Source organism: Saccharopolyspora halophila, from assembly GCF_039531955.1.
Classification (GTDB): Bacteria; Actinomycetota; Actinomycetes; order Mycobacteriales; family Pseudonocardiaceae; genus Saccharopolyspora; species Saccharopolyspora halophila.
Window position 1 is genome coordinate 126,502 of sequence record NZ_BAAARA010000003.1, and the last position, 12,300, is coordinate 138,801.

11 protein-coding genes are annotated in these 12,300 nt (G+C 71.9%); 7 read left to right on the forward strand and 4 right to left on the reverse strand.

What is annotated here, in order from left to right; all coding sequences use genetic code 11:
* Positions 1–321 precede the first annotated feature (321 nt).
* A complete protein-coding gene (locus tag ABD289_RS05840; protein WP_344127389.1) occupies positions 322–1,062 on the reverse strand; it encodes an SGNH/GDSL hydrolase family protein in 741 nt (246 codons plus the stop codon).
* A gap of 516 nt (positions 1,063–1,578) precedes the next feature.
* Here ABD289_RS05840 and ABD289_RS05845 point away from each other — a divergent pair.
* The 4 genes from ABD289_RS05845 (at position 1,579) to dapA (ending at position 5,657) form a co-directional block, all read left to right on the forward strand.
* Positions 1,579–3,123: a hypothetical protein gene (locus ABD289_RS05845; protein WP_344127391.1), complete on the forward strand. Its 1,545-nt coding sequence runs from the start codon at positions 1,579–1,581 to the stop codon at positions 3,121–3,123.
* 224 nt (positions 3,124–3,347) lie between these two features.
* Positions 3,348–4,073: an ESX secretion-associated protein EspG gene (locus ABD289_RS05850; RefSeq protein ID WP_344127393.1), complete on the forward strand. Its 726-nt coding sequence runs from the start codon at positions 3,348–3,350 to the stop codon at positions 4,071–4,073.
* 47 nt (positions 4,074–4,120) lie between these two features.
* Positions 4,121–4,783 carry a DUF3159 domain-containing protein gene (locus ABD289_RS05855; RefSeq protein ID WP_344127395.1) on the forward strand — a complete coding sequence of 221 codons (663 nt, stop codon included), beginning with the start codon at positions 4,121–4,123 and terminating at the stop codon, positions 4,781–4,783.
* Between the two features lie 31 nt (positions 4,784–4,814).
* Complete coding sequence (gene dapA, locus ABD289_RS05860; protein WP_344127397.1) at positions 4,815–5,657, forward strand: 4-hydroxy-tetrahydrodipicolinate synthase; 843 nt, start codon at positions 4,815–4,817, stop codon at positions 5,655–5,657.
* A gap of 163 nt (positions 5,658–5,820) precedes the next feature.
* On the opposite strand, the gene ABD289_RS05865 is transcribed toward dapA, so the two are convergent.
* A complete protein-coding gene (locus ABD289_RS05865; protein ID WP_344127399.1) occupies positions 5,821–6,759 on the reverse strand; it encodes an N-acetylglucosamine kinase in 939 nt (312 codons plus the stop codon).
* A 181-nt stretch (positions 6,760–6,940) separates the two neighbouring features.
* Between ABD289_RS05865 and ABD289_RS05870 the strand changes: the two genes are divergently transcribed.
* On the forward strand, positions 6,941–7,786 hold the full coding sequence (locus ABD289_RS05870) for an amidohydrolase family protein (RefSeq protein WP_344127401.1): 846 nt from the start codon (positions 6,941–6,943) through the stop codon (positions 7,784–7,786).
* Positions 7,787–7,991: 205 nt separating this feature from the next.
* On the opposite strand, the gene ABD289_RS05875 is transcribed toward ABD289_RS05870, so the two are convergent.
* Entirely contained in the window at positions 7,992–9,023 is a 1,032-nt protein-coding gene (locus ABD289_RS05875) for an SIS domain-containing protein (protein WP_344127403.1), read from the reverse strand.
* Between the two features lie 310 nt (positions 9,024–9,333).
* Here ABD289_RS05875 and ABD289_RS05880 point away from each other — a divergent pair, with 310 nt between their 5' ends.
* Both ABD289_RS05880 and ABD289_RS05885 read left to right on the forward strand, forming a co-directional pair.
* The gene (locus ABD289_RS05880) at positions 9,334–10,092 is read left to right on the forward strand and encodes a GntR family transcriptional regulator (RefSeq protein ID WP_344127405.1); all 759 of its coding nucleotides are present in this window, start codon (positions 9,334–9,336) and stop codon (positions 10,090–10,092) included.
* 204 nt (positions 10,093–10,296) lie between these two features.
* On the forward strand, positions 10,297–11,412 hold the full coding sequence (locus ABD289_RS05885) for a S1 family peptidase (RefSeq protein ID WP_344127407.1): 1,116 nt from the start codon (positions 10,297–10,299) through the stop codon (positions 11,410–11,412).
* A 159-nt stretch (positions 11,413–11,571) separates the two neighbouring features.
* Here the strand turns inward: ABD289_RS05885 and thiE are convergent, their stop codons facing one another.
* Entirely contained in the window at positions 11,572–12,243 is a 672-nt protein-coding gene (gene thiE, locus ABD289_RS05890) for a thiamine phosphate synthase (protein ID WP_344127409.1), read from the reverse strand.
* Positions 12,244–12,300 lie beyond the last annotated feature (57 nt).

Consider the following 12,300-nt stretch of genomic DNA (forward strand, 5'->3'; position numbering starts at 1 on the left):
TCGGGTTGGTTGTTTTGCTTTGCGGTGTGGGCGGCGGAACCTCAGCGGCCCGCTGGCTGCGGGATCCGCTCCTTGAGTAGCGGCCGCGGCGTCGCGGCTGTCCTCGCCAGCGGACCGCTGAGAACCCGCGGCGGTGCGGGTTGCTCGGGTGGGGTTTCGGCTCGCGGCTTCGCCGCTTGCGCTTGATCCGTTCCGGCTCGGCTTTTGCCGCTTGCGGGTGAGCCTTGCCGTTCTGGCATACATCAGGAGCGGCGCGCGGAGCCACGGAGCCGACCAGGTTCTGCTACCCGACCGCCGAGCAAAGCACCTCTTGAACGCGCCCTAGTTGTGGGCGGTGAGCTTTTCCAGGCAGGGGCGCTTGGCTTGGCGGCCGTCTCCGCTGGAGACTCCGCGCAGCCTGCGGCTGATCCAAGGGGCCAGGTACTCGCGGGCCCAGCGGATGTCCTCGGCGCGCTGCTCGCTCCAGGACAGCTCGGGCGGCTCCGGCCACGGCTCGTTCCAGTCCTGCTGGGTCGGGATGCCCAGCGCCTCGCAGGCGCGCAGCGCCACCCGGCGGTGACCTTCGCCGTTGAGGTGCAACCGGTCCTCGCACCAGGCGCGCGGGTCCTGCAGGACCGTCATCGCCCACAGATCCATGACGTGGGCGCCGTGCTTGTCGGCGATCGAGCGCAGGTGCGCGTTGTAGGTGCCGACCTTGCCGCGGACGTGGCGCAGCACCGGGGTCCCCCTGGTGTCGAAGCCGGTGCCGATGAGCACGTCGGCACCGGTCTTGCGCAGCCTGCAGACGGCGTCGTCGAACAGCTCGGCCACCAGGTCCGGATCGCTGCCGGGCCGGATGATGTCGTTGCCGCCTCCGGTCAGCGCGACCAGGCTCGGCTCGAGTTCGATGGCCTGCGGGACCTGCTCGGTGACGATCTGCCGGATGAGCTTTCCGCGGACCGCGAGGTTGGCGTAGCGCAGCTCGGCGTTGTCGACCGAGATTCGCTCGGCCAACCGGTCGGCCCACCCTCGGAACCCGTCGCCTTCTGCGTCGGCGAGCCCTTCGGTGAAGCTGTCGCCCACTGCGACGAAGCTGCTCCAGCGGGGTGAGCCGCTGTCCGATTCGCCGGCCCTGCGCTCCGAACCCATGATCTGCTGTCCCCTCCGTACTGCCCGCATGCCTGTAGCTGCAGAGCCACTTTTGCGCTCGAATCCGTACCTACGCCACCGAAGGTTCCGCCCGAGTGATAAACGGCACCGAGCAGTCTAGTAATTATGTCCGAATTTTCCGTGGATATTTCTGGTGGCGGACCCCAGCAGGAGGGAACTTCGCGTCCCGGTTCGGATATTCCCGTTAAACGGCGATGTGCGCCGAGGCCGACTGCTAATGTCCTTCGTCGGAGCAGACAACCAAGGGGGCTCATGATGTCGCAGTCGGTGCAGGTCACAGCATTACTTGCGGTTCGGCGGCCACCATCGGCCCGCGCCATCGTGATCGGTTGACGGGAACGACGAGATGCTCGTGTGCGTCTGTGCCGGGACCGCTGTGATCCGGGGGATCACGCGTCCCGCCGACTGTCCTGCAGACCTGGGGGAATCGTGACGGCACCGCAAAATCCGGCCTCCGCGCCGGGGCCGGCGGGTTTCGACGCGCGCCGGGAGGCCGGTGGGCGCCGCCGCGCCGAACCGATACGCGGATCGCTCGGCGACGCCGGACCGGGTGGCCCGCCGCCGCGTCCGGCACCGCGCGTGGACTTGCGCGCGGAGTTCGCCGCCCTGGCCAACGAGCCGCACCCGTTCGCGTTCTGGCAACGCCTCGAGCAGTTGCCGGAGCGCTTCGAGCGCGAGCACCACTCCGCCCCGGCCTCGGTCGGGCCGTCCCGGCCTTCGACCGGGGGACTGCCCTCGCTGTCCGGCGATCTCGGCGGCGCAGCCGCCCGGCCGCCCGAGGGCATGTCCGGTTCGCTGGAGCCCGGGGCGACGCCCCAGCCGGAGCGGCGACCGGAGTTCACCGGCGGGCTGTCCGGTTCGCTGATCCCGCCGCAGCCGGACAGCACTCCGCTGGCCCCGAACCCGCACGAGCGAGCCGCCGAGCATAGCGGGCCGTCCGATGACCGGCCATCGCTGCGCGGTGATCTGCCGCAAGCCGCGCCGACCCACGAGCCCAGCGGGCCGCCCGCGCAGCAGCACGCCCAGCCGGGCTCGGTGCCCGCCGGTCCGCCGCCCTCCCCGGCCATGACGGGCCCGCCCAGCGGCCCGATGCCGCAGGCCGAAGCGCCGGTGCCGTCGAACCGGCACAACGCACCGGAACCGCCGCGCGGACAACCGGAATCACCGCGCCCGCAACCGGGACCGCCTCCGGCCGGTCCGCCCGCAGGCCCGTCACCGCAGGCCGAGCAGCCGCCCGCCGGACCACCGGCCCCGGGACCGTCGCCCGCGGGCCCGCCGCCTGCCGGGCCTCCGCCCGCTGGACCCCCACCTGCCGGGCCTCCGCCCGCTGGACCCCCACCTGCCGGGGCGCCGCACGCCGGACCTCCGAGCGGGCCGCTACCGCAGGCCGCGCCGGGCCAGCAGCCACCGCAGGGCGCGCCTGCGGGCAGGCCGCCGGGACCACCGATGCCGCCGCAGGGGCAACCGCCCGTGCCGCCGCCGGCACCGCCGCAGCCCCAGCAACAGGCTTCGCAGCAGCAGGTGCCGCAACCGCCGCAGCAACCACCACCACCGCCTCAGCAGCAGCAACCGCCGCAGCAACCACCGCAGCAGCAGGAGCGGGCACCTCAGCAGGGCGAGGAGCGGGGCGAGTCCGCTCAGCCCTCGCGCCCGGTCGCGCGGGCGCCGAAGCCTGTCGAACGCGCCGATGGCGGGTTCGGGCCGATGGGCTCGGCGGGGACCTGGGCGGCCGGTGCGGGCAAGGCCGGCTACGGCCGAACCCCGGCGTGGTCGCCCGAGGACTTCAAGGAGGAGCGCCGCGACGAGGACGAGCTGCGCGCCGGGGCCGGTTACAAGCCGGGTGAGACGGGCAGCGGTGCCGTGCCGCAGTTCCTGATAGAAGCCGACGAACTCTTCGACGAGGAGGACGACGGCGGCCGCCTGGTCGCGCCGCCGGTGCTCGGCGAGTCGCCGTCGAGCTTCCGGGACTTCTGAGGAGATGTTTCAGCTCGTGGTTTGGGTGTCGGTGCGGGTGGCCGAACCTCGGACGCCGCCGGGATTCGGGATTCGCGGCTCGAGCGCACCGATGCGCGGTGCCGCGGACGTCGTCGCCGGACGACGTCCGAGAACCGGCGGCGGTACGAGCTGAGGCCCACACCGCATGCGGCTACCGCCGCGTGCTGAAACGACCCCTGAGTCAGCGCGGACCCGAAGAGAGCATGGGGATGGTGGAAACGATCACGCTGTCGGCCCCCGCGGTCGATCTGCTCGGTGAGCAGCTGAACCTCGCCGTGCGGCGATACCCCTACGAGCTGCCGCGCATCGCGGAGCTGCCGGAGGGGCCGGACCAGGTTTCCCGCCGGGTCTGGCAGGAATTGGAATCCGCGGGCCTGGCGCGCAACGGCAGGCCCGAACCGGAGGTCGAGGACGCGCTGTACCTGCTGTGCACCTCGGAGGTCTCGATCGCGGCCGCCGGGTTGCTCGACGTCCGGGCGGGGCACCGGCTGTCCGCTCGCGTGGTGGCCACCGGCGAGGTCGGCGTCCTCGGCGTCTACGACGGGCGGGCGCTGCACATGACCTTCCTCGCGCCGAACGCGCTGCCGCGGGCGGCGGCCGACCTCCTCCCGGACGCGCCGGTGGGCGGCGCGGCCCCGGTCACCGCCGTGGCCGACCGCCGCAGCGGGCCACCTGCGGACGCGGGGATAACCGGTCTCGCCGAGCTCCGCGCGGTCGCCTCCCGCCCCAAGCTCCGCTACGGCCACTTCGTCGTCGCCGGCCCGAGCGGAACCCGGGTGCCGAACCTCATCTGGTTCGACACCGACCAGGGGCGCTACGCGCTGCGGGGCGAGCGGACCGAGGCGGAGGACGCCCTCGCCTGCCAGCCCGCGGACAAACCGACCATCGCCGCGGAGCTCGCCGAGCTGCTCGACCGGGCTCGCAACTGAAGGAGGGTGCTCGCGGCTCCGGCGCCGGGTGAGGCAGGCTTGGGTGCGTGACTTACCAGCGGGAGACCACGGGCGAGGGTGGTGTGGACGACCGCGACTCGTTCATGCGGCTGCTCGGCGGCCGCACCAGCGCGATCGACGCCAGCCTGCCCCCGCTCGCCTTCGGTCTCGGGTGGTTCCTCGGGGGTGAGTCGATCGAGATCGGTGGCGGGGCCGCCATCGCGGTCGGCGCGGCCATCGGCGGTTACCGGCTGAAGAAGGGCGCGCGTCCGCTGGCGGTGCTGATCAGCCTGCTGGCGGTGCTGATCGGCGCGCTCATCGCGCTGCGGACCGGTGATGCGGCGGACTTCTTCCTGCCCCGGTTGGCCAGCAACGCGCTCTCCGCGCTCGTGTGGATGACCAGCATCGCGATCCGCTGGCCGTTGCTGGGCGTGGTGGTCGGCACCGCGCTGCGGCAGGGCAGGGGCTGGCGCCGTGACCCCGCACTGCTCAAGGCCTACAGCAGGGCGAGCTGGGTGTGGGTCGGCCAGTACGTGGTGCGGCTGCTGGTGTTCATCCCGCTGTGGCTGGCCGGAGCCACCGGCGCGCTGACCATCGCGCAGGTCGTGCTGACCTGGCCGCTGGTCGCGGTGTGCGTGGCGGTGAGCTGGTGGGCCCTGCGCAAGTCGTTGCCCGACGGGCATCCGGGGCTGCGGCACCCGCGAACGTGACACCACCGGATCTGCGGCGCACAATCTGTCCATGTCTTTCGGCAGTGTGATCACCGCGATCGTGACCCCCTTCGATGACCGTGGCCGCGTCGACGAAGCCGTCTTCCTCGATCTGTTCCGGCACCTGGTGGCCAACGGTTCGGACGGAGTGGTGGTGTGCGGAACCACCGGTGAGGCGCCGACTCTGTCCGATGCCGAGCACCTGCGGCTGGTGGAGCTGGCCTGCGCCGAGCGCCCGAGCGGCGCCACGGTGATCGCCTCCACCGGTTCCAACAACACCGCGCACGCGGCTGAGATGACCGAACGCGCCACCGCGCTCGGCGCGGACGGGATCCTGTCGGTCACGCCCTACTACAACAAGCCGAACCGGCGCGGCCTGGTCCGGCACTTCAGCGAGATCGCCAAGGCGACCGACAAGCCGGTGATCCTCTACAACGTGCCGTCCCGGATCGGGCTGTCGCTGGACAACGAGCTGCTCGCGGAGCTCGGGCAGGTCGAGCGGCTGGACTACGTCAAGCAGGCCGACAACGCCGCGCTCGCCCAGATCGACGGCCTCGGCCTCTACGCGGGCAACGACGACGGCTTCGCGCCCGCCCTGGACCTCGGCGCCTGCGGCGGGATCCTGGTGGCCAGTCACCTGGCCGGCCCGCAGATGCGGCGAATGGTGGAGGAGCCGGAGAACCGCGCGGACATCGACGCCTCGCTCAAGCCCCTCTACTCCGCCCTGGGCGTCACCACGAACCCGATCCCGGTCAAGGCCGCTCTGAACCTCCTCGGTCACGAGGTGGGCCCGCCCCGCTTGCCCCTGGTCGAAGCGGACGAAGCGGAACTCTCGGTGATCCGGGGCGCCCTGGCGGAAACGGGCCTCACCTGACCCACCTCACCGGTGGCAGTTCTGCCCACGGGGCGTTTCAAGACTCCAAAACCGTCCGACGGCTGCTCAAGGAGCGGATCCCGCGGCCACACGGCGCGTCAGAACCCGCCACCCGCACCGCCACGCACGCGGCAAAACGGAAACAACTCCTCAGGCAGGGCTGTCACCGGCCAAGGAACCGGTGGTGCAGGGCTTCGGGGTTGGGCGCGAGGGGTTGAGCCGCCAGCCAGGCCGCGCCCGCTGCGCCCGGACCCGCGGACCGGAGGTCGGTGTGGCCGCGGGTGCGCAGTTCGGCCCGCACTGCCTCGCCGATTCGGCCGTCCGGTGTCAGCAGGCCGCCTGCCAGGACGATCGGCTCGTCATCCGGGTGCGCGGCTTCGGCCGTGTCGGCGAGCAGGCGCGCGGCCCGGCGCACGATGTCCGCTGCCTCCTCGCCGGTGGACTCGGTGACCAGCGGTGCGAGTTCGGCCAGGTGCACCGGTGGCCGCGCGTTCGCGGCGGTGATCAAGGCGTCGCGGTCGTGAGCGGCCAGGTGCTCGCACACCGCGGCGGACAATCCCCGCACGGCTGAACGGCTGTCCAGCACCCGCAGCGTCGCGCGGACGGCTTCGCGGCCCAGCCAGTACGCCGATCCTTCGTCGCCGAGCAACCAGCCCCAGCCGCCCGCGTTCGCGATGGCGCGGTGCTCGCGGACCTTCGCGGCGATCGCTCCCGTCCCGGCGATCAGCACCACGCCGCCGGATTCGTGAGTGCCCGCCGCGAACGACACGTCGCCATCGCCCACCGCTTCGACCTCGCAGCGCAGGCCCAAGCGCGCCCACTCGGCGGAGAACAGCTCGCGGAACCGCGGATCGGACAGCTTGGTGATCCCGGCCATCCCGACCACGCAGCCGCGAACCGCGGCCGGGTCGAGTTCGCCCAGCGCCTCGCGGGCGGCCTCGGTCATCCGGGCCACGGCTTCGCCGGGCGGCACGGAATTCGGATTTCCGCCGCCGGATTCGCCGCTGCCCAGCACCCGGCCGCCGAGGTCGCCGACCAGGGCCCGGCTGCTGGTGCCGCCCACGTCCAACCCGAGCACCAGCCCGGCTGCTTCGTCGCGCATGTGCCATTTGTACCCGGGCGGCGGTGGTGTGACCTCGCCATCCGACGTGAAGTGGTCACCGGGCTTGGTTTTCGGTGCGCCGAGGGGCTATACATCGGACGGCATCAACAGGTCGGGAGACGGGGGACATGGACCACCAGCAAGCAGCACCCACTCGGTCCGATGCGGATGGTGGTGCTCGATGACCGTGGACAGCCACCACCACCTCTGGGATCTCGATGTCCGCGACCGGGTTTGGATGAGCGGCCCCGGGAAGGACCCGCTGCGCCGCGACTTCCTGCCGCCGGACCTGCACGCCGCGCTCAAGGGCACCTCGGTGGACAGCACCGTGCTGGTGCAGACCGCCGCCGATCCGGACGAAACACCGGAAATGCTCGTGCTCGCCGAAACCGTCGACCAGATCGCGGCCGTCGTCGGCTGGGTGGACCTCACCGCCCGCGACACCCGCGAACAGCTCGGCAGGTTGCAGGCGCACCCCTCGGGCGGCCGGTTGCGCGGCGTCCGGCACCAAGTGGAGGACGAGCCGGACCCGGACTGGCTGATCCGCTCCGACGTGCTGGCCGGGCTGGGCTCGGTCGAGGACGCCGGACTGGTCTACGAGCTGCTGGTCCGGCCGCACCAGCTGCCCGCGGCGATCAAGGCGGTCAGCCGCTTCCCGCAGCTGACCTTCGTGCTGGACCACTGCGCGAAACCCGCGGTCTCCACCGGCGAGCTGGAACCGTGGGCCGGGCTGATCCGGTCGCTGGCGAGCTATCCGAACGTGGTGTGCAAGCTCTCCGGACTGGTCACCGAGGACGACTGGGCGAGCCAGCCGGACGCGGAACGCCTGCGCCGCTACGTCGACGTCGTCCTCGACGCCTTCGGGCCGCGCCGGATCATGTTCGGCTCCGACTGGCCGGTCTGCCTGCTGGCCGCCGGCTACGCCGAGGTGCTGGACATCGCGAGCCGGCTCACCGACCAGCTCAGCGAACCCGAGCGCCGCGCCATCTTCGACACGACGGCCCGCGAGGTCTACGGGCTGCGGTAGGACCTGCCCGGGAGCGGCTCGACCGGTGCGCCCGCTCCCGGGCTCTCGTCGGAACTGCTTCGCCCGGCGGCCGCGGGCGGCGGACCCGAGCTCCTCCGCCGGGTTGCCGCACGGCTCCTGGTGGCATACATCAGGAGCGGCGCTCGGAGCCACGGAGCCGACCAGGTTCTGCTGCCCGCCGAGCAAAGCACTTCCCGAACACGCCCTACGTGGTCTTGGTGACCTTGTTCAGCCCGCGCGGCGAGTCCGGGTCGAAGCCCCGGGCCAGCGCCAGTCCCAGGGCCAGCTGCTGGACCGGCAGGACTTCCAGGACCGGGCTGACCTCCTCGGCGCAGTCGGGCAGCGGAATGCGGTGGGCGGCGGCCGAGTGCGCGGCGCCCGATCCGATCGCGCAGATGTCGGCGCCGCGCGCGTGCACTACGTCGAGCACCTCGCGGATGGACTCGCCGCCTCGGCCGTTGCTGTTCAGCGCCAGCACCGCGGTTTCCTCGTCGACCGCCGCGACCGGGCCGTGCAGCAGGTCGGCACCGCTGTAGGCGCGCGCGGAGAGGTAGCTGGTCTCGGCGAGCTTGAGCGCGGCCTCCTGCGCGGTGGCCAGCGAGTAACCGCGCCCGGTGGTGACCATCCGATCGGCGAACCGGTAGCGCTGCACCGCCTCGTCCACCGCGCCGCGCTCGGACAGCGCCGCGGTGGCCAGCTCCGGCAGCGCCCTGGCCCGCGTCCCGTCCCCGCCGCGGATCGCGTCGACCAGCAGGTACAGCGTCAGCAGCGTGGCGCTGTAGGTCTTGGTCGCGGCCACCGCCTGCTCCTGCCCGGCCCGGATGCCTAGCGACAGCTCGGCGGCCTCGGCCAGCGGCGAGGAGGTGTTGTTGGTGATCGCCGCGGTCAGCGCGCCGCGCTCGCGGCCGGACTCGGTGACGCGCAGCAGGTCGGGGGAGCCGCCGCTCTGGCTGACCGAGATCAGCAGCACGTCGGTGAGGTCGGGCCGCGCGCCGTAGAGCGTGGTGGTCGAGGGCGAGACCAGTCCCACCGGCAGCTCCAGCAGTACCTCGATCAGGTACTTCGCGTACAGCGCCGCGTGGTCGCTGGAACCGCGGGCCGCGAGCAGCGCGAAGCGCGGCTTCCGCCGGGCGATGACGCCGGCCACCTCGGCGATCTCGTGCTGCGCGGCCAGCAGGTCCGCGAAGATCGCGGGTTGCTGGTCGATCTCGTCGGTCATGTGCTTGCCAGCGGGCATGGGTGTCCCTTCTCCGTAGAGGTTCAGACCAATCCTACGGGTGCGCGCGCTGCGCTCTCCTCGAGTTCAACAACGCCCACGCCCCGGGTTCGAGGGAATACCGGCAAAATTGTGGTGCGCGACACCCTGCGTCAAGTGCAAGTGGCGCTAGTGTGCACGCACATCGGAGACTGACGTGATCACCGAGCGTCGGCGACCCGGGGCGTTGGTCCGGCGGACGCCTTCGGGCATGCTCGGCGGCCAGGCGGCATGTCGCCTCAGGGCAGGCGGCACGATCGGCGTTCGCAGGTTGCGGCGGCAGGAGGAACGGATGCTCGACACGACCGCGCCCGGCGGCGGTACGGACTCGCAGGGGCGTGCGCCTCGAGAGCCGAAGTACTGGGGGCTCAAGCAGCACCTGCTCGACCTCCTGCGGTCGATGCCGCCAGGAACCCCGATCCCGACCGAGCGCTCGCTCGCCTCCGAGTTCGACGTCTCCCGCACCACGGTGCGCCAGGCGCTGGCCGAGCTGACCGTCGAGGGCAGGCTGCTGCGGGTGCAGGGCAAGGGGACCTTCGTGGCCAAGCCCAAGGTCGCCCAGCGCCTGCAGCTGAGCAGCTACACCGAGGACATGCGCGCCCAGGGCCGCCAGCCCGCCTCGCGACTGCTCGCCGTCGTCGAGGAGGCCGCCGACGAGGAGCTCGCGGTGCTGCTGGGCACCAAGGCCGGTTCGGCCGTGCTGCGGCTGCGCAGGTTGCGGCTGGCCGACGGTGAGCCGATGGCCATCGAGACCACCCACCTGCCGCTGGGGCGCTTCCGCGGGCTCACCGCGAAGCTGGAGTCCGGCGGTTCGCTGTACGAGGTGCTGCGGGAGGGCTACGACCTCCAGCTCGGGCACGCCGAGGAGACCATCGAGACCGCGCTGGCCAGTCCGGAGGAAGCCGAGCTGCTCGGCGCCGACGTGGGTCTGCCGATGCTGCTGCTGTCCCGGCACTCCTTCGACGCCGAGGGAAATCCCGTGGAATGGGTGCGATCGATCTACCGCGGTGATCGCTACAAGTTCGTCGCGCGGCTCAACCCGCCGGACTGAGGCGGTTTCCGGCGCGGGCCCATCGCGCCGGAATATATCTGGCGAAAATTGTGAACAGCCACCGAATTTCCCGGTAAACGTGAAGTTTTCGGGGACGTTTCGGGCATATTGGGCTGAATGTTGGATGGTTTTTCCCAGAGGGATTTCGATACTGGATCGGCGACGGGATCTAGAGATCCAGGTCACATCTTAGGGAGATGCCAGATGACAAGCAGATTCGCGGCTCGTATGGCCGGAACCGTGCTCGCCACCGCAGGAACGGTCGTGGCCCTGACCATGCCGGCCACTGCCGCCCAGCAATCCCACGAACAGCCGGACACCATGTTGGGCGCGATGCAGCGCGACATGGGCCTGACCAAGGAACAGGCGCAGGAGCGCATCGCCAGGGACAACGCGGCGTCGCGCACCTCGCAGAACCTCGAGAACGAGCTCGCAGGCGCCTACGGCGGGTCCTACATCGACCAGGCGACCGGTGAGCTCGTCGTCGGCGTGACCGATGCGGCCAAGGCCGACGAGGTCCGCGCCGCCGGTGCCCGCGCCGAGCGGGTCACCTTCTCCGAAGACCGCCTCAACGGGATCGTGGAGCGGCTCAACGCCGCGCAGGAGCAGGCTCCCGAGGCGGTGACCGGCTGGCACGTCGATCCGCAGCAGAACGCGGTGGTCGTGACCGTCAAGCCGGGTTCCGCGCCCGAGGCGACCCGGTTCGCCGAGGCCAACGGTGCCGCCGCGGCGATCGATGTCGTCGAGTCCGCCGCGCAGCCGCGGACCTACGCGGACATCGTCGGCGGCAACGCCTACACCATCGACAACAGCGCCCGGTGCTCCATCGGCTTCGCGGTCAACGACGGGTTCGTGAGCGCGGGCCACTGCGGTGACGTCGGGTCGAGCACCTCCGGCCCGAGCGGCACCTTCGCCGGCTCGTCCTTCCCGGGCGACGACTACTCCTACGTCCGGACCGGCTCGGACGACACCCCGCAGCCGTACGTCAACACCTACGGCGGCCAGCGGGCCGTCACCGGTTCCTCCGAAGCCGCGGTCGGTGCGTCGATCTGCCGCTCCGGCTCCACCACCGGGTGGCACTGCGGCACGGTCGAGGCCAAGAACCAGACCGTGCGGTACTCCCAGGGCACCGTCTACGGCCTGACCCGGACGGACGTCTGCGCCGAGCCGGGCGACTCCGGTGGCTCGTTCATCTCGGGCAACCAGGCCCAGGGCATGACCTCGGGTGGTTCCGGTGACTGCACCTGGGGCGGCACCACCTACTTCCAGCCGGTCAACGAGGCACTCTCCGCCTACGGGCTCAGCCTCGTGACGCAGTGACGCGTCCCGTCCCCGCGGTGGTCGTGCGGGACTGACCGAACCCGGCACGCAGTCCGGCCGCGGCGCCGATGCGGCCACCCGCGCGGTCCCGCCGCACCGGACGACCCGTCCGAGACGACCCCCGGAGCCCTCGCTCCGGGGGTCGTCTCGCGTTCGCGGTCAGAGCAGGCGTTCGCGCAGCGCTGCCGCGGCGGCGCGCGGGTCCTCGGCCTCGGTGATGGCGCGGACGACGACGACGCGCTCGGCGCCCGCGGCGACGACCTCGTCCAGGTTGGTCGCGTCGATGCCGCCGATGGCGAACCAGGGGCGGCCGTGGCCCGCGTGCTCGGCCGCGTGGCGCACCAGCTCCAGGCCCGCGGCCTCGCGGCCGGGCTTGGTGGGGGTGGTCCAGGTCGGACCGGTGCAGAAGTAGTCCACGCCCGCTTCGGTAGCGGCCGCGTCGGCCTGGACGACGTCGTGCGTGGAGCGGCCGATCGCGACCTCGTCGCCGACCACCTTGCGGGCCTGCTCGACGGGCAGGTCGTCCTGCCCGAGGTGCAGCACGTCGGCTTCGGCGGCCAGCGCCACGTCCGCGCGGTCGTTGACCGCCAGCAGCGCGCCGTGCCGCACGCAGGCATCGGCCAGCACCTCGAGGGCGGCCAGTTCCTGCCGGGCTTCCAGCGGTGCCCCTTCCGGCCCCTTGTCCCGCAACTGGATGATGTCCACCCCGCCCGCGAGCGCCGCGTCGGCGAACTCCGCCAGGTCACCGCGCTCGGCGCGCGCGTCGGTGCACAAGTACACCCGAGCCTCGGCGAGCCGGCTCCGGATTCCAAACCCATCCATTCCAGGCATGCCCCAACCCTAGCCTTCCGCGCCGGTGGCTTCCGGCTCAGCGACCCCCAGCGCGTC

Coding starts and splice junctions, on each gene's coding strand:
- ABD289_RS05885 (WP_344127407.1), top strand. CDS start 10,297: ATGACAAGCAGATTCGCGGCTCGTATGGCCGGAACCGTGCTCGCCACC.
- ABD289_RS05850 (WP_344127393.1), top strand. CDS start 3,348: ATGGGGATGGTGGAAACGATCACGCTGTCGGCCCCCGCGGTCGATCTG.
- dapA (WP_344127397.1), top strand. CDS start 4,815: ATGTCTTTCGGCAGTGTGATCACCGCGATCGTGACCCCCTTCGATGAC.
- ABD289_RS05865 (WP_344127399.1), bottom strand. CDS start 6,759: ATGCGCGACGAAGCAGCCGGGCTGGTGCTCGGGTTGGACGTGGGCGGC.
- ABD289_RS05870 (WP_344127401.1), top strand. CDS start 6,941: ATGACCGTGGACAGCCACCACCACCTCTGGGATCTCGATGTCCGCGAC.
- thiE (WP_344127409.1), bottom strand. CDS start 12,243: ATGCCTGGAATGGATGGGTTTGGAATCCGGAGCCGGCTCGCCGAGGCT.
- ABD289_RS05880 (WP_344127405.1), top strand. CDS start 9,334: ATGCTCGACACGACCGCGCCCGGCGGCGGTACGGACTCGCAGGGGCGT.
- ABD289_RS05875 (WP_344127403.1), bottom strand. CDS start 9,023: ATGCCCGCTGGCAAGCACATGACCGACGAGATCGACCAGCAACCCGCG.